This is a genomic window from Suilimivivens sp. (assembly GCF_037359455.1).
In the GTDB taxonomy this organism is placed as follows: domain Bacteria; phylum Bacillota; class Clostridia; order Lachnospirales; family Lachnospiraceae; genus Suilimivivens; species Suilimivivens aceti.
This window is the reverse complement of the sequence record NZ_JAXXXI010000035.1, coordinates 145,342-169,037: the sequence shown is the minus strand read 5'-3', so window position 1 is coordinate 169,037 and position 23,696 is coordinate 145,342. Positions and strand designations below refer to the sequence as shown.

The following is a 23,696-nucleotide window of genomic DNA, read 5'->3' as shown; positions in this document are numbered from 1 at the left end:
CCGATTCTATACTACAGGAGCCTTGTCAGTTTTCCAATAAACAGAATCATTCCCGCAAGAGGAAGCTTTTGGATCTCATCCTCACTTATTGCTTTTAATATAAGAAGTAATATAATATAGATCACAATCCCTACAGGAATGCAAATGATCATGGATACCGTACTTCCTGCAAAAGAACTAAGCAGCTTGTTGAATGCCAGACATACCAGCCCGGCTGCTGCAGCCGTTGCTGCCGGAAAAGCCAGTCTTCTCATGTAATCTATCCTGTACTGGATACCCCTGAGCACCAGTATAAAAGACAGCACAGTAAAAACTGCAAGTGGTACAATCTGTGCGATCAGAATACCAAACAGGGAATCTCCCATACTCTGCAGCAAAACAATCATCAGGATACCGTGAGTGATCGCTGCAATCCCCTCCAGACTGAGTACATATCGCATTTTTCTCATTCTGACCAGTAATTCCGCACATGCATAGCTTATAGCAAATAACGGGATCAGGATACTTCCTGTCGCTACCGCCTGTGCCAGTGATGCATTGTTTCCCTTAAAGAACAGATTCAGCAGATTTTCAGAAAATACCGCTGTAAATACAGCCACCGGAAATGAAATCAAGATGATGTGCTGCATAAACTCTGCCATTCTTTCCCTGGCCATACGGAATTCTTCTCTGTCCATAAAATAGATAATCCTTCTGATATACCCTTCATGAAAAAGAATACAGAAAAGAATCATGATCCCCAGCACCGGCAGACACTTTCCATAATAATTTCCCCATAAAAGAACAGTATCAGCCGTACCCTCTTTCTGTCTGATAAAAAGGATACCATCCAGCAAAAGAATCCCTCTTCCCAGAAGGGCATATATCATAAATGGCAGTGCTGTGCCCATCAGCATACGAAAAATGTGCTGCCCTCTGTCCTGATTTTTCAGCTGCTCCTTCCTGCCACTGCTCTTTCGGTAAATCAGAAATACGAATAATATGTGCAGGAAACCTACAACGGAAGAGATCAGAATACCGATGCTGATACCAATCGCACCATATGCAGCTGCATAAATGCTGTCCTGCAGAAGTGCAGATACCTTCTGCCCATATCTGTAAAGGATCCCTGTACTGATCAGGGACGCAGTGATCATAACTACTGATTTTATGACGATGGAATGAGAAGAAGGAATATGCGATCCATTTCCTTCAAAATACCCCTTCCATACTCCTGTCATGATCTCAAACACAATCGCCGGTGCCATGATACTGATGCACATACCTGCAACCGGCTGGTGCAGTACATTTTTTGCAAATTCCGGTCCGGATAAGGTCAGAAGCGCACTGCACAGAATACCTGCAAAAGTCCCGGCAATCAATGCATTCTTCAGGACTCTGGCGGCGTTTCCATACTGTTCTCGTCTGACACGGTACCTGACAAGTGAAGCTGTTGCTGATGAAAATCCATACGTAAAGAAGCAGCCAGCTGCTACATATAATTCTATGGCAAAGCTGCCAAACGCAACTCCTTTTTCCCCTGTCATATAAATCAGGGGAACCCGGAGGATCAGACTGGCAATGCAGGTAAAGATCAGAACTGTCCAGTAGCTTTCCTTTCTTCTCCCCTTTGCCTCTTTTCCCTTTCTGCTCATAAGTACTCCTTATTTATCAAATATCTCTTGTTATTCCCAGTTTTTCAAGCACAGCTTCCTGCTTCTTTTCCATAACTGCCGCCTCTTCCGGCACCATATGATCATACCCGCACAGGTGAAGCAGGCTGTGAGCTGTAAGAAAAGCAAATTCTCTTTTGGGTGAGTGGCCAAAGCTCTCTGCCTGCTGAAATACCCGCTCTGCAGAAATAATGATATCTCCAAGGATAAGCTCCCCACTGTCAGGATCAAAATAATCTGCCTCTGCCTCTTCTGCAACAGAAAAATCAGCCTCCGTCCTGAAGGGGATCATGGGAAACGACAGAACATCCGTCGGCATATCCTTGTCCCTGAACTGTCTGTTATATTCCTGTATTCCATCATTATCTGTGATCAGCAGATTGACCTGTGCTTCATAGGGGCAGTTCTCACTTGCAAGAACCTCCTCCATAACACTTTCCAGAATTTCCCTGCAGTCAAAAGGAAATGTCATCTCAGTTTCATTTTCAACGTAAGAAGTCATAGTATAGCTGTTCTCCTGCTAATATTTTTTTCATCTGTTCCAGATCTCCAATAGAGATCTCACTCTGGTTCAGGATACCACTGCTTAACTTTTTCTGAAAAACTGCCTCAACCAGCTTGTCATAATCAAGTACTGCCTCTTTGTTTTTTTTGAAGAGATAGCTGATTGACGATATCATGGTATCTGCAAACAGAAGTACTACTGTTTCCCTGGAACGTATTGGTATATCTGGCTGCAGATATTCCTTCAGTATCTGCAGTGCCTGTCCAGGCATATGATATTCCGCCAGAATACCTTCCACGGCTTCATAGGAATTATCATTCTGCAGTACCCCTATCTTGTGATAATATCCCCCTGCTTTGGCTGCGGCTGCATTCATGTAGAGTTTTGATGCGATCCGTTCACACAGATATGCCGTATGGATCGCATGAAAATATTCCTCTCTGGACTGCTCCTTCAGTCTGACAAGGAGCGGGCATTCCGGGTCATTCACATCCATATAAGCATCTCTGGTGCGATATATGATTGAAAAACTAAACAGCTTCAGCAGAATTACCATAAGAATCAGGCTGACCAGCGTATTAAATGCCGGTACGATCAGCATTTCCATGGAAAAGCCATCATTTGCCAGCAGGATCTCCCATACACTCAGACATACAAACTGCAGCAGTAATGAACAAAGCAGCGGCCTTCCCACCTGAAAGCTTTCATCCAGTCCGTAGAAAAGGTAAACTCCCACCATGCCGATCACAAAGTACATGATGAACAGTACCGCATCTCCGTCACTGCAAAGCAGAACACTGATAAGCAGCAGTGTGCTTCCAGCGCTCATGGCGGTCATCCGATCCGAAAAAAGCATCAGTCCAGTGAAAACGGCCAGATAAGGATATCCCCCTTCAGGGATCAGTGGAAAAAACACACTTAATATCAGAAAGAGCAGATATAACAAAAAAAACCGGCCGGTATTTTCCGTATGTTCCTTCTCTGCCATCTGAAACAGCATTCCGCCTGCTGCAATTGACGTGAAAACAACTGTTTCTGCAATTTCATATACTGTTTTCTGATAAAGATAAGCTGCAAATGCTGCAGAAAGCACAGTGAGGAAAAACAACAGCAGCTTCCTGATACTGTCAATTATCTTTTCTTTTGCCATAACCTGATTTTCTGCTTCTGTTTCCCGCTCTGCTTTTTGCACTGTCTTTTTCCTTTACTTCATATACTTCGTAAGCTTTAACGATCTTTTGTACAAGTGGATGTCTTACCACATCCTTGCTTGTCATATTACAGAATGCAATATCATCAATTCCTTTTAGTACACGTACCGCAATATCCAGTCCGGAAACAGAAGACGGTGCAAGATCCTTCTGTGATGCATCTCCTGTGATAATCACCTTGGAACCGAAACCGATTCTCGTCAGGAACATCTTCATCTGTGCTGGTGTTGTATTCTGGGCTTCGTCAAGGATGATATAGGCATTATCCAGTGTTCTTCCTCTCATATAGGCAAGGGGCGCAACCTCGATCAAACCCTTTTCCATATTTTTCATAAAGGACTCTGCTCCCATGATCTGATACAGGGCATCGTACAGAGGCCGAAGATAGGGATCTACCTTACTCTGCAGGTCTCCCGGCAGAAATCCAAGCTTTTCTCCTGCCTCGATTGCCGGCCTTGTCAGGATGATCCTCTCTACCTCCTGATTCTTGAAGGCTGTGATTGCCATAGCCATGGCAAGATAGGTTTTACCGGTTCCTGCAGGTCCAAGTCCGAACACTAGCATATTCTTACGTATGCTGTCCACATACTGCTTCTGCCCAAGCGTTTTCGGTTTTACAGGTTTACCGGAAACCGTATGGCAGATACAGTCTTTATCTATTTCAAGTAATACATCGCTTTTATTTTCTTCCATACACATGGCAATCGCATAATCAACATTCTGGTCTTCGATGTTGTTTCCTCTCTCTGACAGAGCATTCAGCTCTTCCAGTACATTCTTCGCCATTTCAGCATTCCGGTCTGCTCCGCTTATGATGATCTTCCCATTTCTGTCGGTAATCGAAACGTCAAACTGTCTCTCCAGTTTCTTTACATTTCTATCAAACTGTCCGAACAGATTCTGGATATGTCCGGCCGACACCTGTACTTCTCTCACGCCTGTTTCCATTTATTCTCCCTGCACCTCTCCGGTCATGCGGATCTCTGTCTTCTGCAGCCCGGAGCATGGTGCCGTTACTTCAAATTCCACTATAAGGGCATAAATCCCCTTATATTTCTTTATTGTAACATCTTTTTTTATATTTTGTACCCCTTTTTCCTCTAAAGTTTCTACAAATTTCTGAATTTTATGCTCCATTTGCTTCTGGATCTCTGCCTGTTCATAAATTCTTTCCTCTGTAACATACTCCCTGTTTTTTTCAGAAATCAGGTAAAAGGGAATCAGAAAATTTCCAAACAGCCGCATCTGCTCTGTCTCCATGATACAATCCCCTTCCCGGTATGCTTTCCCCGGGAGACCCAGATGAAATTCCCTTTTTCCTACAAGCATCCACAGTCCTTTTTTCTCTCTTCCTGTATATGCCCTGTACTCATATTTTTCCGGGAACTTCCATTCCCTGTCAAAAGAAAAAGACAGCATAACGTCTGCATCAGCCCTGCAGTATTCATATCTCTTTACTTCTCCGTTCTCATTCATGATCGGGACACATCCTTCTACCAGAATATCTCCCTTCTGTACCAAATCCCCTTCCTTAACAACAGGGTTGCCACTTCTTGTGATCATGCCCACGATCGTACCATCCCTGTCAGCCACCAGATCATAGCCCTCATCGGGTGTGCCTTTCTCCCCTTCTTTTATTTCCGGGAGTTTTTCATTTTCTCTGATCTGGATCACAAGACTGGTTCCGTCCATTCTTGCAGACGTCCATGTGACAACCGGAAACTCATTCCTGATCTTCTTTTCCACATCTTCCATGGCAAGCTGCTTTTTTTTCATTCCGGTTTTAATATTGTTTTCAGACAGGAAATCCATAAGAACCTCCTCTGTCACATAATGGTTTCCTGTGACCCGGATATTCCATACATAGCCTGACATAAGGATCCAGAAAAGCAGACTTAAGACAATGCCAGCCAGAAAAATTTTTCGTTTCTGAACCTTTACCATAAGAAAGGGCAGTCCACAACGTTTCGTTATGACTACCCTTGTTCCTGTCTTTCTTGTGATCTTTTTCAGCTGCCGGAATGCCTTCAGGCTGACTGACATCGTATAAAAGCTTCCGTGGTTCTGTATATCCCACAGCAGAATGTTATGATTCCCACATAAATTGATAAACCGCTCCGGAGAATACCCACTAAGACGGATCCTCACATATCCCTTCAGGAAACGAATCAACTGCAGCATTCCATACCTCACAACTTAAATTTGGCTCTCTTACAGGAAACTGATGGTTTCGATCATTCCCCTGATCTTCATATCCTCATTAGTATAGTAGGAAATCGTAAGCTTCTTTCCTTTCAGTTCTATCTTTCTGTTTTTTCCCTGCAGCAGGATCAGATCATCAGAATACTGCAGTATCCCTTTATAATTTTCCACGAAAATATCATTTTCTCCGGTCACTGTTATGATGGATGCCCCAAGGAGAGAATCCTTTGGAAGCTTTAAAGACTCCACCACCAGCTCCCTTTTTTCCCGGATCTGCATTCTGTGATTCTTTTTTTCTTTTTTCATCATGCTATACTATATGACAGAAAAAGAGCTGGCAGAACTACTTCAGGATCTGATGTATGATCGCACCTTCTTTTTTCACTTTGTCTCCAATATGAAATGCCTTCCGCAGCCGTTCCTCACAGGCAAGACGTTTTGCTTCCTCATTGGAATGAATATAGGCCAGTGGTTCTCCTGCCTTTACATGACTTCCCACCTTCTTTGTAAGGACAATTCCTACAGAAAGATCGATCGCACTCTCTTTGGTCTCCCTGCCGCCACCAAGGATCAGAGAGCAGATCCCTACCTCATCACACTGAATCTTTTCCACATATCCGTCCTTCTCAGAAAGAAGTGGTGTAATACTGGATGCCTTTGGCAAAAGATCAGTTTCATACACCATCCTCTTATCGCCTCCCTGTGCCTCCACAAGCTCTGCCAGCTTATCAAGTGCCTTTCCGCTGTCAACTGCCTCCTTCAGCATCTCTCTTGCCTGCTGCTCATTCTCTGCGATCTCTGCCACCATAAGCATACAGCTTCCAAGTGTCATGCAAAGCTCTGTGAAATCCGCAGGTCCATGTCCCTTCAGTGTTTCGATCGCTTCCTTTACCTCAAGGGCATTTCCTACAGCATTTCCAAGTGGCTGATCCATATCAGAGAGCACAGCCATCATTTTTCTTCCGGCATTTTTCCCAATCGTCATCATCTCACCGGCAAGCAGCATGGCATCTGCTTCTTCCTTCATAAAAGCACCGCTTCCCGTCTTCACATCAAGGACAATGGCATCTGCTCCGGCTGCCAGCTTCTTACTCATAATAGAGGATGCGATCAGTGACATATTATCTACTGTGGCCGTTACATCCCGCAGGGCATACAGCTTCTTGTCGGCCGGTGCCAGATTCTTTGTCTGTCCGATAATGGAAATTCCGATCCTGTTCACCTGGTCGATAAATGCTTCTTCACTTAAGGAAGTAGAAAATCCCTGGAAGCTCTCCAGCTTGTCAATGGTGCCGCCGGTATGTCCAAGTCCTCTTCCGCTCATCTTGGCAATCTTAACACCACAGGCACTGACCATAGGCGTCAGGGCAAGGGACGTCTTATCTCCCACGCCACCTGTACTGTGTTTATCTACCTTGATTCCCTGAATGCCTGACAGATCAAGCTGATCCCCGCTCTCTGCCATAGCCATGGTAAGTGCGGCTGTCTCCTTTTCATTCATGCCGTTAAAATAGATTGCCATCATCATGGCTGACATCTGATAATCCGGGATATTCCCTTTTGTGTAACCCTCAATCATAAAAAAAATCTCGTCCCGTGAAAGTGTGCCTCCGTTTCTTTTTTTCATGATCAGATCATACATGCGCATAGTCACATTCTCCCTTCTCTTTATTTATGATAAGGCTCCCCTGACAGGATACGGAAGCTCCGGTAAATCTGCTCCAGCAGTATGACCCGCATAAGCTGATGAGGAAAGGTCATTCTGGAAAAAGAAATTGCCTCATCTGCCCTCTTTGTCACACTATCATGCAGTCCCAGCGAACCCCCGATCACAAACTGGATATGGCTTTTCCCCATCGTCATCAGCTTTTCAAGTCTCTCAGAAAGTTCTACGGAATCATATTGCTTCCCCTGGATTTCAAGTGTAAAAAGAAAAGCATCCTCTTTGATATATTTTAATATCCTGGATGCCTCTTTCTTTTTGATCTGTTCCTCCAGCGCTTCTCCTGCACTGTCCGGTGTCTTTTCATCTGCAACCTCGATGATCTCCAGCCTGCAGTAGCCGGAAAGCCGCTTACTGAATTCCGTAATGGCTTCCCGGTAAAATTTTTCTTTTACTTTTCCTACACAGATAACTGTTATTTTCATAAATCCGTTTCTTTTTCCTGCCCATTCTTTTCAAAAATGGATGCATAGATCTCATCAGCCAGCCGTTCCAGATAATCCTGATCCAGATTCATAAACTTTCCTGAAATCAGTTCCTTTACCCTTTCTGTTCTGGCAAAATACTTTGCTTCTTCCTCTTCCTGATCAAAGTGCAGTGATTCGTCAATGGCCTTTGCCGAAAGATTGGTCATACACCACTTTTTGATCTCACTTGTCAGATTGTTCTCACTGCCGGCCTTCTTTTCAAATATTCTGGCACTTCTCAAGGAAACACAGCCCATAATGATGAAAAGCAGAAAAAGCGCCCCCATAACGCCGCTGATCATGTACTTGTTCAGCCCTCTGACCGGTATCACGTCCAGAAAATAAAGGACAACCAGAATAAATCCAGCTATACCCACGATCAGCAGAGTATAGGCAGAAGACCTGTTATTCTCTGCTTTCTCTGTATTATTTACATACGAAGCCATAAAAACACCTCCCCAGGACGCAGATCACTCTGCTATTTTATACTTCGAAATCAGACACGGTACCCCTATATTTTTATTTACAGACGGCTGCATCCATATAAAGTTCTCTTCATCCCCGATCATCACAAGAATAGTACGGTTTCCCTTTTTATCCTTATTGGCATTCTGGTAAACCCAGGTTCCATGGTCTGCTGTGCCTTCCCATTCCTCCATCTTGTCATTCAGGTCTGTTGTTGTCACATAGAAGTCCCCGTTCAGAAGTCCACCACTGTAACTGCCGATCCGGTTTCCCACATAACGTTCACCCTTCTTGAAATTCGCCGTATTAAAATCAAAATGCTCGGATCCTTCTCCATCCGGCAGATCATTTGCAAATCCGCCCGTGTACTGATGATACGTATACAGATCTGTATTTTTGCTGTCATTATGCACATGATAATGGATAAAGGTTCCCTTGCCATCCCGTTTTCCGTCTTTCCAGGTTCCATAATAATACTGGTTGTCTGCATAAACGGCAATTCCCGTTCCGGAAGGAAGTCCATTGCTGTCCTTATCTCCATAATAGTAGAAATCTGTAGAACCCCGCAGGCTGTAGCTCATGGCCCGGAAGCGGTCAAGGGATGCCAGATCATCCAGTGCCTTCTGATTGCTGTCAGCCCAGTACTCCATCATTTCCTTAAGCTGACTATCTTTGTCATAGGTAATCTTGCTGTAGTCCACAGTACCATTCTGCATAATTTCCTGATAGGGGGTCTGTTCCGGAATCGGGGAGGCATCTGCCTTCCCGTCCGTTTTCTCCTCCGCCCCGGTCTGTGTGGGAGTTGCAGCTGCTATTTCCTGCTTCTCACCTGCATTCTGCTCCGGCATATTCTCATCAGCATAATCCATAATGCTTTCCTGCAGATCTTCATCCCGGCTTTCACTGTTATTTTTATTTTTGACAGCAGATACCACAAAAGTGATAAACAAAACCAGTACGATCAGCACAAAAGGAAGGATTGTTACAATAATTTTTGCTTTTTCCTGATCAAATTCTTTTTTCATTTATTTATTTCTCAAATACTCATCAATGCCTTTTGCTCCTGCTTTTCCGGCACCCATTGCCAGAATAACAGTCGCTGCTCCTGTTACCGCATCGCCACCGGCATAAACACCTTCCTTGGATGTCTGTCCATTCTCTTCTGCCGCAACAATACATTTTCTCTTGTTGATCTCAAGACCTTTGGTCGTGGAAGAGATCAGCGGATTCGGAGAAGTTCCAAGTGACATGATAACGGTATCCACATCAATCACAAACTCAGATCCAGGAACCTCCACAGGACGTCTTCTGCCGGATTCATCAGGCTCTCCGAGCTCCATTTTAATGCAGCGGATGCCTTTTACCCAGCCCTTTTCATCTTCAAGAATCTCTACCGGGTTAGTCAGCAGATTAAAGATAATGCCCTCTTCTTTTGCATGATGTACTTCTTCTACTCTGGCAGGCAGCTCTTCCTCGCTTCTTCTGTATACGATATGAACCTCACTGCCAAGACGGAGTGCTGTTCTTGCTGCATCCATGGCTACGTTACCACCGCCTACAACAGCAACCTTCTTACCTCTCATGATAGGAGTATTGGAATCTTCATTAAATGCCTTCATCAGATTGCTTCTTGTCAGGTACTCATTGGCAGAGAATACTCCGTTTGCCTGCTCACCGGGAATACCCATGAACTTCGGAAGCCCTGCACCGGATCCGATAAATACGGCATCGAAGCCCTCTTCATTCAGCAGCTCATCAATGGTAACGGATTTTCCGACAACCACGTTGGTTTCAATCTTTACACCAAGTGACTTAACGTTCTCGATTTCCTTCGCTACGACTCTGGTCTTCGGAAGTCTGAATTCAGGGATACCATAAACCAGTACACCGCCTGCTTCGTGAAGTGCTTCAAAGATCGTAACATCATAGCCCATCTTGGCAAGATCGCCGGCACAGGTAAGTCCTGCAGGACCGGATCCGATCACAGCAACCTTCCTACCGTTCTTCTCTGCAGCTCCCTGGGGTTTGATTCCGTTTTCGGAAGCCCAGTCTGCTACGAAACGCTCCAGCTTTCCGATGGAGATAGGCTCTCCCTTGATACCTCTGATACATTTGCCTTCACACTGACTCTCCTGAGGACATACACGTCCGCAGACTGCCGGAAGTGCAGAGGATTCGGAAATGATCTGATAAGCACCTTCGATATCGTCATTCTTTACCTTCTCAATGAACCCCGGAATGTTAATGGATACCGGGCATCCCTTCATACACTGGGCATTCTTGCAGTTGATACATCTGCTTGCTTCTTCTTTTGCTTCTTCTCCATTATAGCCAAGGCAGACCTCTTCAAAATTGGTTGCTCTTACCTTCGCATCCTGCTCTCTGACAGGTGTCTTCTTTAATACGTCCATTAGTCATTACCTCCGCAGTTTCCGCAGCCGCCGTGATGGGTTGCTCCTTCTTTTGCTGCAAGATAGGCTCTTCCTTCTGCAGTCTTATAAATCTGTTGACGCTGCATAGCTTCATCAAAATTAACCTGCAGTCCATCAAATTCCGGTCCGTCAACACAGGCAAACTTCACTTCTCCGCCTACAGTGACACGGCAGGCGCCGCACATACCGGTTCCGTCTACCATAATAGGGTTTAAGCTGACTACAGTAGGGATATTCAGTTCCTTTGTCAGCTTGCAGACAAATTTCATCATGATCATGGGTCCAATGGCGATACATACATCATAATGATTACCTTCATTTACAAGATCGGTAATGGTCTGCGTTACCATACCGCTTCTTCCATAGGAGCCATCATCTGTGGTAACAAAAAGACGGCCTGCAACTGCTTCCATTTCCTTTTCAAGGATCAGGATACTCTTTGTCTTTGCACCAACGATGACATCTGCATCAATGCCGTTCTCATGGAGCCATTTTACCTGCGGATAAACAGGTGCAGTTCCCACTCCACCCGCAACAAAAAGGATTTTCTTTTTCTTCAGTTCTTCCTTATCTTCGTGAACCAGCTCAGAAGGCTGTCCAAGAGGACCTACAAAATCGTGGAAGGCATCACCTGTCTTTAAATGAGACATAAATTCTGTTCCGGCTCCGACTACCTGGAATACGATAGTAACGGTTCCCTTTTCCCTGTCATAATCACAGATGGTAAGTGGGATTCTTTCTGCCCTTTCATCTGTTCTTACGATCACAAACTGTCCCGGCTGGCAGGACCTTGCCACTCTTTTTGCTTCCACCACCATGTAATAAATATTGGGTGTCAGTTCTTTTGCTTCTAAAATCTTGTACATCTCTATATCCTTTCCTGTTTTATATTAACGGGATCAGTCCCATCTGACCGTTTTCATCATAAATCAGTCTGTTTGGGGTTCCCGTATAAACTTCCACGGCATACATTCTTTCTTCTTTTTTCCTATTGCCATTGCCGTCGGTGACATACTCACCAAATATATAATAATAGCTATTTCCAATTTGCACAACAGTTTCATACACAAAGGAATGAATTCCCGTCTCACCAAAGGCATGTCCCTTTTCATCTGTCAGGATATGCTGTGCCATCAGCGCCCTGATAACAGCTGAGGAAGCTGTATTTAAGGAAACACTGCCATCCATGGTAAATTCATAGCTTCTGCTTGTCACTTCGCTCTTTACACCTTCAGCTGAAATCACAACAAACTTGTAATTACTTCTTCCAAGAGGCATGGAAATAGGTTCTGTATAGAGAATACTGCTGCTGTCAGGCTCTGATTTATCTGTTGTATAGTAAATGCTGCAGCCCACCGGAATATCCATCTCAATCAGGGTCGGCACCTGATATTTCCCACTCTCCGGTAATACCGCCGGTGCCTCCGGTACTGTCAGATTAATGGAATACCAGTTTCTTACTACGTCACTTTCTATACCATATTCATTGATAAAAACGGCGTTAACCTGATATCTGCCAGCTTCCAGAAAAATTGGGGATGTGTATATCTCTGAGGAAGCTGTAGGCGTTGTTCCATCCAGTGTGTAGTAAATATGCCCGGTCGTATTGGCCTGCAGCCGCAGGTAAAGAACCTCATCATAATTTCCACTTTCATAATTATACACCGGAGAAAGCGCCATATAATGCTGAAAGGCAGTGGTAATGCTTTCATCTCTGCAGTCTGAAAGCAGATCATTGATCGCATCAAACCGCCCCTGCTTTTCATAAAGCCGGATCACCCTTTCATAAAGCTTTTCCATTTCTTCAGACGGAAATTGTCCTTTATCGATTTCTTCTGTCAGTACCTGGATTGCTTTTTCTGTATCATCAAGCTGTTCATAGCACGATGCCAGAAGCAATGTGTTTCTGACTATATCTCCCTCCTGCCTTCCCGCTTTTTCAAGCAGTGCCGCAGCTTCCCGGTATTTTCCCTGATCAGCCAGCTTTTCAGCCTTCTGTGTCTGGTAGGAAGCAGAATAATGAATATACAGAAGAGGAACAGATATCACTATGGCAAGCAGTGCCGCAGCAAGACTGATCACCCTTGACCGGATACGGCTTCTGTTCATTTCTTCCAGAAAGAATCCTTCATGCTCCTTGCCGTTTGTTTCAGCCTCCTGTCCGTTTCCCTCTGTTTCTCTTTCCTTAATCTCTTCTCCAACCGTTGACAGAGTTTCTGTTATGCTGTTTTCTATTTCCGGCTCAAAATCCGGCACAATCCTGATTTCAAGTCCACATGATTCGCAATAGAGATGTCCAGGTTCGATCTCTTTCCCGCACGACGGACATTTCATATAAAACACTCCCTGCTCTGTTTCCTGTGCCTTTTATTTCTGCAGTTCTACAGACTGGATGCAGTTATTCAAAAGCATTGCGATCGTCATCGGTCCGACACCGCCCGGAACTGGTGTAATGGCGCTGCAGATCTCTGCAACATCATCAAAATCCACATCTCCACACAGCTTATTATCTGCATCCCTGTTGATACCCACATCGATCACAACTGCACCTTCTTTTATATATTCCCTTGTGATCATCTTCGGTTTTCCAATGGCTGCGATCAGAATATCTGCTCTTTTTGCTACTTCCTTCAGGTTTGCTGTCCTGGAATGAGCCACGGTAACTGTAGCATTCTCACGAAGCATCAGAAGTGCCATCGGCTTGCCTACGATATTGCTTCTCCCAAGGATCACACATTCCTTTCCTTCTATGGAAATACCGGAACGCTTTAAGAGCTCGATCACACCTGCCGGTGTACAGGACACAAAGCCAGGCTGTCCAATACAGAGTGCACCTACACTCTCCGGATGGAATCCGTCTACATCCTTCTTTGGATCGATCGTGCGGATCACCTTGTTTTCATCGATATGTGCAGGCAGCGGAAGCTGGACAAGAATACCATTTACATCCTTTCGGCCATTCAGTTCACGGATCAGCGAAAGGAGCTCTTCTTCTGTAGTTTCCTCCGGCAGCTCATAAGAAAGGGATCCGATCCCGATATATTCACAGCCCTTCTTTTTATTTCTTACATACACGGTCGAAGCCGGATTGTTGCCAACCTGAATCACAGCCAGGGTAACTTCCGTTCCCTCCGCCTTCAGCTTCGCCGCTTTTTCTTTCAGTTCATCCTTAATGGCAAGAGAAATTGCCTTTCCGTCGATAATCTGTGCCATACTGTCCCCCTTAAAATAAACCGGTGATCACACCCTCTTCATTAACATCAATATTAAAGGCTGCCGGTGCCTTCGGAAGTCCCGGCATGGTCATGACAGCGCCTGTCAGTACCACCACAAATCCGGCTCCTGCGGATACATAGGCCTCTCTGACACTGATGGAAAAGCCCTCCGGTCTTCCAAGAAGCGTCGGATCATCTGACAGGGAATACTGGGTCTTTGCCATACATACAGGAAGCTTTCCAAATCCGAGCTCCTCCAGCTTCTTAAGCTGCTTTGAAGCGGCTGAAGTATAATTGACTCCATCAGCACCGTAAATCTCCCTGGCAACTGTCTCAATCTTTTCCTTTAAGGAAAGCTCATTCTCATACAGAACATGGAAATCACTTTCTTTGTTCTCCAGGGTGTCAAGTACCTTTTCAGCCAGAGGAATACCGCCTTCACCGCCTTTTTCCCATACTTCAGAAAGTGCAAATTCACAGTTTCTCTCTTCGCAGAATTTCCGGATATAGGAAATTTCTGCCTCTGTATCTGTTACAAAGCTGTTCAGCGTCACCACGATCGGTACGCCGAACTTATGCAGGTTTTCTATATGCTTCTCCAGATTGACGATTCCCTTATGGAGTGCATCCATATTTTCTGCAGACAGTTCGTTTTTGGGAACACCTCCATTATATTTCAATGCCCGCACAGTCGCAACCAGAACAACCGCATCCGGTTTTAATCCTGCCATACGGCATTTGATATCCATAAACTTTTCTGCACCAAGGTCTGCACCGAATCCAGCCTCTGTGATCACATAATCAGCCATTTTAAGTGCCATCTTGGTTGCTCTGACAGAATTACAGCCATGGGCAATATTGGCAAAAGGCCCACCATGTACAATCGCAGGAGTATGCTCCAGCGTCTGGATCAGATTGGGCTTTAACGCATCCTTTAAAAGAGCTGCCATGGCGCCCACTGCCTTTAAGTCCGCTGCAGTGACAGGCTCTCCTTCATAATTGTAGGCAACCACCATTCTTCCAAGACGCTGTTTTAAATCCTTCATATCATCAGCAAGGCACAGAACCGCCATAATCTCAGATGCTACAGTGATCACGAAATGATCCTCTCTGACAAAACCGTCTGTCTTTGCCCCAAGACCAACCACAACATTACGAAGAACACGGTCATTCATATCAAGGCAGCGTTTCCATACAACACTTCTTGTATCAATCCCAAGCTCGTTTCCCTGCTGGATATGATTGTCCAGCATAGCTGCAAGCAGATTATTGGCAGAAGTAATAGCATGAAAATCACCGGTGAAGTGAAGATTCAGATCCTCCATAGGCACCACCTGTGACAGACCGCCTCCGGCCGCACCGCCTTTGATCCCAAAGCACGGCCCAAGGGAAGGCTCTCTTAACGCGATCACCGCTTTCTTTCCCAGTCTGCCAAAGGCCTGTCCAAGACCTACACTTGTCGTTGTCTTGCCTTCTCCTGCCGGAGTCGGATTGATCGCTGTCACAAGAATCAGCTTTCCATCCGGGTTTTTACTGATTCTTTCCATGTATTCATCAGAAAGCTTGGCTTTATACTTTCCGTATAGCTCCAGCTCATTCTCTGTAATATCAAGCTTTTCCGCTACCTCTCTGATCGGTAAAAGCTCTGCCTCCTGCGCAATCTGAATATCTGTTTTCATGCCCTGCTTCCTTTCTCTCCCCTATGATTTATAGCTGTTCCTCTATGTACTGCTCAAACTGTTCCATGCTCATCAGTACCTTTCTTGGCTTGGTACCTTCCTCTTCGCCTACCACGCCGGCTTCACTGAGCTGATCCATGATCCTTGCTGCCCGGTTAAAACCGATCTTGAACATTCTCTGCAGCATACCAATGGATGCCTTGTCCTTTTCAATGATGAACTTTCCGGCCTCCACGAAATATTCGTCTTTATCAGACGTCGTATCTGCACTGCCTCCTGCAGAGGCTGCTCCCATATCTGCGATCTTTTCTTCGATATCACTGTTGTAAACATTGCCAAGTCTCTGATTCTTCAGATATTCAACCACATCTGATACTTCCTTGTCTGATACAAAGGCGCCCTGTACTCTGGCCGGCTTGGTATAGCCCTGTGGATAAAAGAGCATGTCGCCCTTTCCAAGAAGCTTTTCTGCCCCGTTCATATCAAGGATAGTTCTGGAATCCACACCGCTGGATACACTGAAGGCGATACGGCTTGGCATATTGGCCTTGATCAGACCGGTAATAACATCGACGGAAGGACGCTGCGTAGCAATGATCAGATGGATACCGGCCGCTCTTGCAAGCTGCGCCAGACGGCAGATGGATTCTTCTACCTCCCCAGGAGCTACCATCATCAGATCAGCAAGCTCATCTACGATGATCACGATCTGCGGCATCTTTGCAGGTATTTCCGTTTCTCCCCTGGCTTGCATTTCTTCCAGCTTTTTATTATACCCCTTCAGGTCACGGACATTGAAATCAGCAAATCTCTGATATCTGTCTGTCATTTCCGCAACACCCCAGTGAAGGGCTGCCGCAGCCTTCTTGGGATCTGTCACTACCGGGATCAGCAGATGAGGAATACCATTATATACACTCAGCTCTACTACCTTTGGATCCACCATGATCAGCTTCACCTCATCTGGCTTCGCCTTATAGAGAATACTCATGATCAGAGTATTGATACATACGGATTTACCGGATCCTGTTGCTCCGGCGATCAGCATATGTGGCATTTTTGCAATATCTGTTACCACCGTCTTACCGGCAATATCCTTTCCAACTGCAAAGGCAAGCCTTGAGTCAAACTCCTTAAACTCCTTTGTATCCAAAAGATCCCTTAAAGCAACTGCTGTATTCTCTCTATTCGGTACTTCGATTCCAATGGCTGCCTTACCGGGTATTGGTGCCTCGATACGGATATCGGTAGCCGCCAGATTCAGCTTGATATCATCGGAAAGTCCCACGATCTTGCTGACCTTAACTCCCTGTTCCGGCTGCAGCTCATATCTTGTAACTGCAGGTCCCTGACTGATGTCCGTAATCGTCACCTTAACGCCAAAGGTCTGCAGTGTCTGGCGCAGCCTCTCTGCCGTCTCACGCAGCTCTCTGGAAGAATCTACGCTCTTTGCCTTCCCTTTCCTAAGCAGGTCTATTGGCGGGAAATGATATTCCTTCTCCACAGACTTCTTCTCATGAAGCTTCTGATACATTTCTCCTGTCACAACCGTGCCTACCGCACCGGAAGAGCTTCTGACCGCACCAGGATCCTTCTTCAGTGCTGCTACCGGTTTTACTGGTGTTTCTTTTCTGACTGGCTGTTCCTGCCTTACCGGTACAGCTGCCGGGGATTCATATACAGGCTCTTCCTGATAAGATGTCGTCTCCTCCGGATAAGGCATCTCCTCATCCTGTACAAAATCTGCTCCGGTAATCTCCATCATGGCATCACTGCCATCCTCTTCTTCATAGTACGAAGAAGCTGCAGAATCTGAGGCTCCTGATGGCAGTTTTTCTATCTCTTCTTCCTCTGCTGTCTCTCTCTGCCCATGATCAGACACGCTCTTCAGATTGATCTCATGCATATCATCCCTTGTTTTCTCTTCTTTCTCATCTCTTGCAAGTGACGTATCCATCATGACACCACTGACCTTTTTATCCATACGGAGAATTTTTTCATTCTCCAGCTCTTCCTCATAAAGCTGCCGCTCTCTTGCGGCTCTTCTTCTTTCCTCTTCCTGCTCTTCCCTGCGGATCCTCGCACGCTCCTTCCGGTATCTGGCATCCTCCCTGGTCCGCTCATACACCTTCTGGCTCCCCTTTCTGACACCGGTAACAAAGGATTTGTCTGTGATCACAACGATACAGATGACCGCCCCGACAAGGATCGCCAGCACGGATCCTACAAGTCCAAGAAAATGATACATCAGATAGGCCAAGGTTCCCGCAATGACACCTCCACCGTTTTTGTTCTCGCTGCATCCCGTATAGATTTCTCTGATCTGATAACTCTCTGCCAAAGAAGGGCGTCCCGTAAACAGATCGAATACACTGCCGATCAGCAGAAACAGGATAACCCCTGCGATCAGCTTCCTGGTGGCAATACTGTTTCCGCTGTTTACCATGCCAAATGCGATCATTACAAAAAAAGCAATTGGTACAATATAAGCCAGTAGCCCAAAAATTCCAAACATCACATGACTGATCTGATCTCCTGCTACACCAATTACTCCAAAATTGCACAAAAAGAGAACCACTGCTACCGCAAGTAAGCCGATCAGTATAATCTCATTTCTGATCGCAGAATCCATGGGTGCACTGCTTCTTTTCTGTGTGCTGCTACTGTATTTTCTTCCCGAAGTTGTCTTTCTCTGACTGTTTCCGGCTGATTTTCTGCTGTTGTTATAATTGCTTCTGCCGGAACTTTTTTTTGCCTGCGCCATCTACAAAAACATTTCCTTCCGCACTTCTTTGTTTACAAAGCGTAACAAGATATAGTATATCATTTTCATCCTCTCTTGTCACCCTTAAGATTTTTTCCTTTTTTAGTGTTCTTTTTTTCGATCAGCTCATAAAGCTTTTTCATTGCTTCCCTGATACCTCCCACTTCGTCAATGATCCCCTCTTTCACAGCCTCTTCCCCGACCAGTATGGTACCTACATCCTTGGTCAGGACTCCGGTTTCCATCATCAGCTCCTCAAAACGCCTCTGTGAAACCTCACAGTGATCACAGACAAAGCTTGTGATCCTGTCCTGTATCTGCTTGAAATAATCAAAGGTCTGCGGCACGCCGATCACCATTCCGTTCATCCGCACCGGATGGATCACCATGGTTCCTGTAGGAACAATAAACGAATAATCTGTACTGACCGCTATGGGACCGCCAATGGAATGACTGCCTCCAAGTACAAGAGATACGGTAGGCTTGCTCAGAGATGCGATCATTTCTGCTATGGCAAGTCCTGCTTCCACATCCCCGCCCATGGTATTCAGAAGCACAAGTACCCCATCGATCTCACTGCTGTCTTCTATGGCTGCAAGCTGTGGCAGGATATGCTCATATTTGGTTGTTTTGGAATTGCTTCCCAGATTATCGTGCCCCTCTACCTCCCCTATAATGGAGATCAGATGAATGGTCCTGTTTTTATCATTCCGGTCCAGTGTAGCCTGCCCGCTTTCTTCTATTTTTTCACTTCTGTGCCTTTCTGCTTCTATTTTTTCATTTTTCTTATCAGACATTTTTCCTCATATCCTTTCTTTTTCCTTAGTATATGAGTTTTTATAATGTCTATACAGAACCGCTCTTCCTGCAATTAAAATGGATCCATCGGACCCTTTTTTGATTATGCGCAGGATAATGAAAAATCCTGCAGATGCGATTATTGCAAATGCACCTGCAGGATCCAGACAGCTGTCTTATGGATCAGATATCGAAATCGTCTCCCTCTTCGATATCAATATCAAAATCATCTTTTCGCTTATCGAGTTTGAAATCAAAGTTCCGTTTCACATGCTTCTTTGGTAAAGGAAGCGGGTTTTCTATATAATTGACTTTCTTTTTTTCTTTCTTTTCTTCCACCGTCTCCATCTCCCCTCTGCTTTCCGGTTCCTCTGTCAAAGCCATTTCCACCTCTTCCACTGCCTCGTCAACTGACAATGAAGATCCTTTTCTTTCTGCGATCCTATCCATCAGGAGCTGTATTCCTGCAGTGCCAAGTACGGATCCTGGCAGAAGAAACACAAAAAATGGCGACAGTCCCTGAAACTGTACAGCTGTGAAAGAACTGATCCACCAGGAAAACTGCTCTATAAGAGTATTTCCTGTTATCCCTGTATATTTCATCAGGGTGCCAAAACAGCCAAGCAAAATACCGCACGTATAAATAAGGAAAATCCTGTTTTTAGAATCTTTCCGTCTCTCCAGGATCTGTGCTGCATGGAAAGCTGCCACTGCCAGAAATACAACAATCAGGAAAACTGTCATAAGATGCCAGATCAGAAGCACCCCGCTTACAAAGCCTGTCAGAAAAATCAGGAATTCATCCATGCTCCTTCTGTGAAAGCCTCCCTTGTTTATTTTCTGCCTGCATAGGCCAGTCAGCAGCAGTAAAAAGCCAAAGCCTGCCAGATAGATATTTTCCGGTCTTGCCGCAAACATAAGCTGCCAGAAAAATGGAAATACAGAAAAAAAGAGTGCCTCCAACAATGCTGCTGTCCTTCCTGATAGGGCAAAGCAGCCAAAGTATAAAAGCACTACAGTAGCACACTGAAGCAGCAGCTGCATCACAGCCACTGCTTCCAGTTTATTTCCCGTAAATTTCAGTACATCTGTCAGGATTTCTGTATAGGCAAAAACAACTCCGCTTGTCATCACCGGCTCATTTTTTTCTTCGCGGATCATGGATGCTTCATAAAGAGATGCGTCATCGCTGAGTGGAATCTGCCCGTCTGCCAGCAGAAATCCCCTGATCCCTGCACACAATACAAATATCAGGCAAAATAATATTCCTGCTGTTATTTTTCTTTTTTTATTCATCGTAGTTGTGGTATACGGCCTGTACATCATCATCTTCATCCAGCAGATCCAGAATCCTGTTTAAATTCTTGATCGCTGTTTCATCAGTAAGCTCTACATAGTTCTGTGGGATCATGGTGATCTCTGCAGAAGCTGCCTCTACACCGGCTTCCTGAACTGCCTTTAATACCTCATCAAACGCATCGGGATCTGTGATGATCTCAAAGCTGTCCTCTTCTTCGGAAAAATCTTCAGCTCCGGCATCCAGTGCAAGCATCATCAGTTCATCTGCATCCTTGTCACACTCTTCCTTGTCAATGATGATCTGACCCTTCTTGTCAAACATAAAGGATACACAGCCAGGTGTTCCTACATTACCGTTTCCTTTGGTAAATGCATTTCTTACATTGGCTGCTGTTCTGTTCTGATTATCTGTCAGTGCATCAACAATAATGGCAATACCATTCGGACCATATCCTTCATAAGTGATATATTTATAATTTACATTGGAAGCATCTCCTGCTGCTTTCTTGATCCCACGCTCAATAGTATCATTGGGCATATTGTTGGCCTTTGCCTTTGCAATTACCTGGGCAAGCTTTGAGTTATTGCTCGGATCCGGTCCGCCTTCCTTTACAGCTACAGCGATCTCTCTTCCAAGGATTGTGAAGATCTTGCCCTTGGCTGCATCGTTCTTTTCCTTTTTATGCTTAATGTTTGCAAATTTTGAATGTCCTGACATCTCAGTTTTCTCCTTTTTTCTTATCTTCTTTTTCTTCTTTTGCCAGCTTCTTCACCAACACGGCTTTGATCATCCGGTTTTCCACTGACAGTATTTTAAATTCATAGCCGTCTACAACAATAGAAAATTTTTCATTCTCTTCAGGAATCTTATCCATTTTGGAGATCAGGAATCCATTCAGCGTTTCAAACTCCTGTTCCTCAAAGGAAATACCAAATCTCTCTTCCAGCTCCTTCAGCTTGGTCACACCTTCAATTATGTACTCATCGGTATTTCCGGTTTCACGGATATGCTTTTCTTCTTCGTCATATTCGTCCATGATATTTCCAACGATTTCTTCCAGAATATCTTCCATGGCAATCAGTCCAAGCGTCTGTCCATACTCGTCTACCACGATAACCATCTGGGTTTTGGTCTTCTGCATGGTTCTGAACAGATCTGCAATATTCTTTGTTTCCGGAACAAACATGGCTTCCCTGACAAGTCCCTCAATCTCTCCTACAGGTTTCTCCAGATTTCCCGGAATATTATGGGAACGTACCGCATCCCGGAAATGAAGGATTCCTTCTATATGATCGATATTTTCATGATATACAGGAAATCTGCTCTTATTTTCACTGAGCATATAATCAAGAGCCTCTGACAATGTCATTTCTCTGTCTATGGCCAGGATATTTGACCTGTTTGTCATAATATCCTTGGCTTCCTTGTCGCCAAACTCAAAAATATTGGTAATCATTTCCGCTTCTGTCTCATGAAGCACTCCATGCTCATGACCTTCATTCACCATGGAAATAATTTCTTCTTCCACATTGTCAGGAGTCTCTTCCCCGTAGATCCCAAGCTTGCGGAACAAATTGTTTTTCATTTTTCATCTCCTTTGTACACGCCAGACAGAATATCACGATAAAATATATCATTTTCACAGCCGCTAGTCAAGTTTATGTAGTCAGTTCCAGACTGATCATCAGACCACGGTTCACCTTTTTCATGATGTCCTCATCCAGATGGCATACTTTATCCTTCAGTCTCTGCTTATCAATGGTACGCAGCTGCTCCAGCAAAATGACCGAGTCCTTCATCATGTCATACCTTCCTGCCTGCAATTCTATATGCGTCGGAAGATTCGCCTTGTTCATGCGTGAAGTGATAGCTGCACAGATGATCGTCGGACTGTGCCTGTTGCCAATATCATTCTGTATGATAAGTACCGGACGGATGCCTCCCTGCTCTGATCCGATCACCGGCCGTAAGTCTGCATAATAAATATCTCCTCTTTTCATCTACACACACCCTTCATTCTAAATGTTCTGTAGTACTGATTCTTTCCATTTATATCTGAAGGTATTCAATTCACAGGAGAAAATCCGTTATATGTCCTGATAATTATCCTGGATATACCGGACTTTCCCTTCCTTTGTATAGACCCTTGGCACTCTCTTTGAGAGGCAGCAGGCAAGTTCATAATTAAACCGGCCGGAAAGCCTGCCAAGCTCTTCCATGGTGATCTCTTCTCCGGCATCTCTTCCGATCAGGATTACCTCATCTCCCATTTTGACGTCTTCTATATCAGAAACATCTGCCATAAACTGATCCATACAGATCCTGCCGAGGATTCTCACTCTTTTTCCATGGATCAGTACTTCTCCCTTACCGGAAAGTCCCCTTGGATAGCCATCTCCATATCCTACCGGTATGGTCGCTATCTTCATGGTATGGTCTGCAACAAAGGTGCCTCCATAGCTTACCGGTGTTCCCTTCTCTATTTCCTTAATATAAATAATACTGCTATGCAGGGACAGTACCGGTGTCAGTTCAACGATCTCCCTTGACACCACATCAGATGGCCAGAGACCGTAAAGAATGATCCCTGCTCTCCCGGCATCCAGATCATCCTGTGGCAGCTCAATGATCCCTGCGCTGTTATCACAGTGCCTGATTGCAAAAATATGGCCGGTTTCCTTCTCTATCAGTCTGATGAAGGAAGAAAAGCTTTCAAACTGCTTCTCTGTAAAAGCCTTATTCTCCTCATCTGCTCTTGCAAAATGTGTCAGAATCCCCTCTGCCTCAATCTCCTTCACTGCAAGAAGCTTCTGTACAAAGGAAAGTCCTCTTTCATCCGGTGTGATCCCAATTCTGCTCATACCTGTGTCCACCTTCACATGGACTATTGCTTTCTTGTGTATCCCCTCCTTCTCCAGTTCCCTGACGGCCTCCGCAAGCTGCATGAGCGTATCCTCCCGGAATACCGCCATTCTGATATCTTCCCGTATCAATTCCTTATAGCTGTAGGGAAATGTATACCCAAGAATCAGGATCATTTTCCGCACACCCGCTTTCCGGAGAGCCAGTGCTTCCTCTGCTGTTGCCACAGCATAACCACTTACTTCCTCAAGCTGCTCCAGCTCTCTTGCGACCGGCACTGCGCCATGTCCGTAAGCATCCGTCTTTATCACACAGATCAACTTTACCCCCTGCTTCATATTGGTCTTTATATGCTGCACATTCCGGATCAGTGCGTCCAGATCGATCTGTGCATATACCCTCTGATATTCTTCCTTCATGA

22 protein-coding genes are annotated in these 23,696 nt (G+C 45.0%); all 22 read right to left on the bottom strand.

Annotation, left to right across the window (positions count from 1 at the left end; genetic code table 11):
* Positions 1–11: 11 nt before the first annotated feature.
* The 22 genes from WJQ40_RS05885 to alr all read right to left on the bottom strand — a co-directional run bounded on the left by WJQ40_RS05885 (position 12) and on the right by alr (position 23,694).
* Complete coding sequence (locus WJQ40_RS05885) at positions 12–1,634, bottom strand: polysaccharide biosynthesis C-terminal domain-containing protein (RefSeq protein ID WP_262573210.1); 1,623 nt, start codon at positions 1,632–1,634, stop codon at positions 12–14.
* A 16-nt stretch (positions 1,635–1,650) separates the two neighbouring features.
* The gene (ybeY, locus tag WJQ40_RS05880) at positions 1,651–2,154 is read right to left on the bottom strand and encodes an rRNA maturation RNase YbeY (RefSeq protein WP_337538600.1); all 504 of its coding nucleotides are present in this window, start codon (positions 2,152–2,154) and stop codon (positions 1,651–1,653) included.
* Entirely contained in the window at positions 2,138–3,307 is a 1,170-nt protein-coding gene (locus WJQ40_RS05875; RefSeq protein ID WP_337405810.1) for a hypothetical protein, read from the bottom strand. Before WJQ40_RS05875 ends, ybeY begins: the two co-directional genes overlap by 17 nt.
* A complete protein-coding gene (locus WJQ40_RS05870; protein ID WP_337405811.1) occupies positions 3,285–4,316 on the bottom strand; it encodes a PhoH family protein in 1,032 nt (343 codons plus the stop codon). Before WJQ40_RS05870 ends, WJQ40_RS05875 begins: the two co-directional genes overlap by 23 nt.
* The gene (locus tag WJQ40_RS05865) at positions 4,317–5,549 is read right to left on the bottom strand and encodes a sporulation protein YqfD (protein WP_337538597.1); all 1,233 of its coding nucleotides are present in this window, start codon (positions 5,547–5,549) and stop codon (positions 4,317–4,319) included. It lies immediately after the preceding gene.
* A 30-nt stretch (positions 5,550–5,579) separates the two neighbouring features.
* The gene (locus tag WJQ40_RS05860; protein WP_262573218.1) at positions 5,580–5,849 is read right to left on the bottom strand and encodes a YabP/YqfC family sporulation protein; all 270 of its coding nucleotides are present in this window, start codon (positions 5,847–5,849) and stop codon (positions 5,580–5,582) included.
* Between the two features lie 64 nt (positions 5,850–5,913).
* On the bottom strand, positions 5,914–7,218 hold the full coding sequence (locus tag WJQ40_RS05855) for a pyrimidine-nucleoside phosphorylase (protein WP_337538594.1): 1,305 nt from the start codon (positions 7,216–7,218) through the stop codon (positions 5,914–5,916).
* A 20-nt stretch (positions 7,219–7,238) separates the two neighbouring features.
* Complete coding sequence (gene rlmH, locus WJQ40_RS05850) at positions 7,239–7,718, bottom strand: 23S rRNA (pseudouridine(1915)-N(3))-methyltransferase RlmH (protein ID WP_337538590.1); 480 nt, start codon at positions 7,716–7,718, stop codon at positions 7,239–7,241.
* Positions 7,715–8,206 (bottom strand): hypothetical protein, encoded by a 492-nt coding sequence (locus WJQ40_RS05845; protein ID WP_262573223.1) that lies wholly within the window; start codon positions 8,204–8,206, stop codon positions 7,715–7,717. Before WJQ40_RS05845 ends, rlmH begins: the two co-directional genes overlap by 4 nt.
* A 24-nt stretch (positions 8,207–8,230) precedes the next feature.
* Positions 8,231–9,250 (bottom strand): hypothetical protein, encoded by a 1,020-nt coding sequence (locus tag WJQ40_RS05840; RefSeq protein ID WP_337538586.1) that lies wholly within the window; start codon positions 9,248–9,250, stop codon positions 8,231–8,233.
* Positions 9,251–10,636: an NADPH-dependent glutamate synthase gene (gene gltA, locus WJQ40_RS05835; RefSeq protein ID WP_337538583.1), complete on the bottom strand. Its 1,386-nt coding sequence runs from the start codon at positions 10,634–10,636 to the stop codon at positions 9,251–9,253. It abuts the gene before it with no gap.
* The gene (locus WJQ40_RS05830; protein WP_118796885.1) at positions 10,636–11,523 is read right to left on the bottom strand and encodes a sulfide/dihydroorotate dehydrogenase-like FAD/NAD-binding protein; all 888 of its coding nucleotides are present in this window, start codon (positions 11,521–11,523) and stop codon (positions 10,636–10,638) included. Before WJQ40_RS05830 ends, gltA begins: the two co-directional genes overlap by 1 nt.
* A gap of 19 nt (positions 11,524–11,542) precedes the next feature.
* Entirely contained in the window at positions 11,543–12,991 is a 1,449-nt protein-coding gene (locus WJQ40_RS05825; protein WP_337538581.1) for a chitobiase/beta-hexosaminidase C-terminal domain-containing protein, read from the bottom strand.
* Positions 12,992–13,024: 33 nt separating this feature from the next.
* The gene (gene folD, locus WJQ40_RS05820; protein WP_337538578.1) at positions 13,025–13,870 is read right to left on the bottom strand and encodes a bifunctional methylenetetrahydrofolate dehydrogenase/methenyltetrahydrofolate cyclohydrolase FolD; all 846 of its coding nucleotides are present in this window, start codon (positions 13,868–13,870) and stop codon (positions 13,025–13,027) included.
* A 10-nt stretch (positions 13,871–13,880) separates the two neighbouring features.
* Positions 13,881–15,551, bottom strand: a complete 1,671-nt coding sequence (locus tag WJQ40_RS05815; protein ID WP_337538575.1) for a formate--tetrahydrofolate ligase — start codon at positions 15,549–15,551, stop codon at positions 13,881–13,883.
* Positions 15,552–15,579: 28 nt separating this feature from the next.
* Complete coding sequence (locus WJQ40_RS05810) at positions 15,580–18,315, bottom strand: DNA translocase FtsK 4TM domain-containing protein (protein WP_337538571.1); 2,736 nt, start codon at positions 18,313–18,315, stop codon at positions 15,580–15,582.
* A gap of 65 nt (positions 18,316–18,380) precedes the next feature.
* The gene (locus WJQ40_RS05805; protein WP_118796880.1) at positions 18,381–19,112 is read right to left on the bottom strand and encodes an ATP-dependent Clp protease proteolytic subunit; all 732 of its coding nucleotides are present in this window, start codon (positions 19,110–19,112) and stop codon (positions 18,381–18,383) included.
* A 184-nt stretch (positions 19,113–19,296) separates the two neighbouring features.
* Positions 19,297–20,448, bottom strand: a complete 1,152-nt coding sequence (locus tag WJQ40_RS05800) for a hypothetical protein (RefSeq protein WP_337538568.1) — start codon at positions 20,446–20,448, stop codon at positions 19,297–19,299.
* Complete coding sequence (locus WJQ40_RS05795) at positions 20,402–21,130, bottom strand: YebC/PmpR family DNA-binding transcriptional regulator (protein WP_118796878.1); 729 nt, start codon at positions 21,128–21,130, stop codon at positions 20,402–20,404. Before WJQ40_RS05795 ends, WJQ40_RS05800 begins: the two co-directional genes overlap by 47 nt.
* Position 21,131: 1 nt before the next feature.
* Positions 21,132–21,998: a hemolysin family protein gene (locus WJQ40_RS05790; protein WP_118796877.1), complete on the bottom strand. Its 867-nt coding sequence runs from the start codon at positions 21,996–21,998 to the stop codon at positions 21,132–21,134.
* Positions 21,999–22,071: 73 nt separating this feature from the next.
* Positions 22,072–22,413 (bottom strand): type II toxin-antitoxin system PemK/MazF family toxin, encoded by a 342-nt coding sequence (locus tag WJQ40_RS05785; RefSeq protein WP_118796876.1) that lies wholly within the window; start codon positions 22,411–22,413, stop codon positions 22,072–22,074.
* 87 nt (positions 22,414–22,500) lie between these two features.
* Positions 22,501–23,694 (bottom strand): alanine racemase, encoded by a 1,194-nt coding sequence (alr, locus tag WJQ40_RS05780; RefSeq protein ID WP_337538564.1) that lies wholly within the window; start codon positions 23,692–23,694, stop codon positions 22,501–22,503.
* Between the last annotated feature and the right edge of the window lie 2 nt (positions 23,695–23,696).

Coding starts and splice junctions, on each gene's coding strand:
- WJQ40_RS05845 (WP_262573223.1), bottom strand. CDS start 8,206: ATGGCTTCGTATGTAAATAATACAGAGAAAGCAGAGAATAACAGGTCT.
- WJQ40_RS05790 (WP_118796877.1), bottom strand. CDS start 21,998: ATGAAAAACAATTTGTTCCGCAAGCTTGGGATCTACGGGGAAGAGACT.
- WJQ40_RS05785 (WP_118796876.1), bottom strand. CDS start 22,413: ATGAAAAGAGGAGATATTTATTATGCAGACTTACGGCCGGTGATCGGA.
- WJQ40_RS05870 (WP_337405811.1), bottom strand. CDS start 4,316: ATGGAAACAGGCGTGAGAGAAGTACAGGTGTCGGCCGGACATATCCAG.
- folD (WP_337538578.1), bottom strand. CDS start 13,870: ATGGCACAGATTATCGACGGAAAGGCAATTTCTCTTGCCATTAAGGAT.
- WJQ40_RS05805 (WP_118796880.1), bottom strand. CDS start 19,112: ATGTCTGATAAGAAAAATGAAAAAATAGAAGCAGAAAGGCACAGAAGT.
- WJQ40_RS05830 (WP_118796885.1), bottom strand. CDS start 11,523: ATGTACAAGATTTTAGAAGCAAAAGAACTGACACCCAATATTTATTAC.
- WJQ40_RS05840 (WP_337538586.1), bottom strand. CDS start 9,250: ATGAAAAAAGAATTTGATCAGGAAAAAGCAAAAATTATTGTAACAATC.
- WJQ40_RS05800 (WP_337538568.1), bottom strand. CDS start 20,448: ATGAAGATGATGATGTACAGGCCGTATACCACAACTACGATGAATAAA.
- WJQ40_RS05815 (WP_337538575.1), bottom strand. CDS start 15,551: ATGAAAACAGATATTCAGATTGCGCAGGAGGCAGAGCTTTTACCGATC.
- WJQ40_RS05795 (WP_118796878.1), bottom strand. CDS start 21,130: ATGTCAGGACATTCAAAATTTGCAAACATTAAGCATAAAAAGGAAAAG.
- WJQ40_RS05860 (WP_262573218.1), bottom strand. CDS start 5,849: ATGCAGATCCGGGAAAAAAGGGAGCTGGTGGTGGAGTCTTTAAAGCTT.
- alr (WP_337538564.1), bottom strand. CDS start 23,694: ATGAAGGAAGAATATCAGAGGGTATATGCACAGATCGATCTGGACGCA.
- rlmH (WP_337538590.1), bottom strand. CDS start 7,718: ATGAAAATAACAGTTATCTGTGTAGGAAAAGTAAAAGAAAAATTTTAC.
- ybeY (WP_337538600.1), bottom strand. CDS start 2,154: ATGACTTCTTACGTTGAAAATGAAACTGAGATGACATTTCCTTTTGAC.
- WJQ40_RS05855 (WP_337538594.1), bottom strand. CDS start 7,218: ATGCGCATGTATGATCTGATCATGAAAAAAAGAAACGGAGGCACACTT.
- WJQ40_RS05810 (WP_337538571.1), bottom strand. CDS start 18,315: ATGGCGCAGGCAAAAAAAAGTTCCGGCAGAAGCAATTATAACAACAGC.
- WJQ40_RS05825 (WP_337538581.1), bottom strand. CDS start 12,991: ATGAAATGTCCGTCGTGCGGGAAAGAGATCGAACCTGGACATCTCTAT.
- WJQ40_RS05885 (WP_262573210.1), bottom strand. CDS start 1,634: ATGAGCAGAAAGGGAAAAGAGGCAAAGGGGAGAAGAAAGGAAAGCTAC.
- WJQ40_RS05865 (WP_337538597.1), bottom strand. CDS start 5,549: ATGCTGCAGTTGATTCGTTTCCTGAAGGGATATGTGAGGATCCGTCTT.
- WJQ40_RS05875 (WP_337405810.1), bottom strand. CDS start 3,307: ATGGCAAAAGAAAAGATAATTGACAGTATCAGGAAGCTGCTGTTGTTT.
- gltA (WP_337538583.1), bottom strand. CDS start 10,636: ATGGACGTATTAAAGAAGACACCTGTCAGAGAGCAGGATGCGAAGGTA.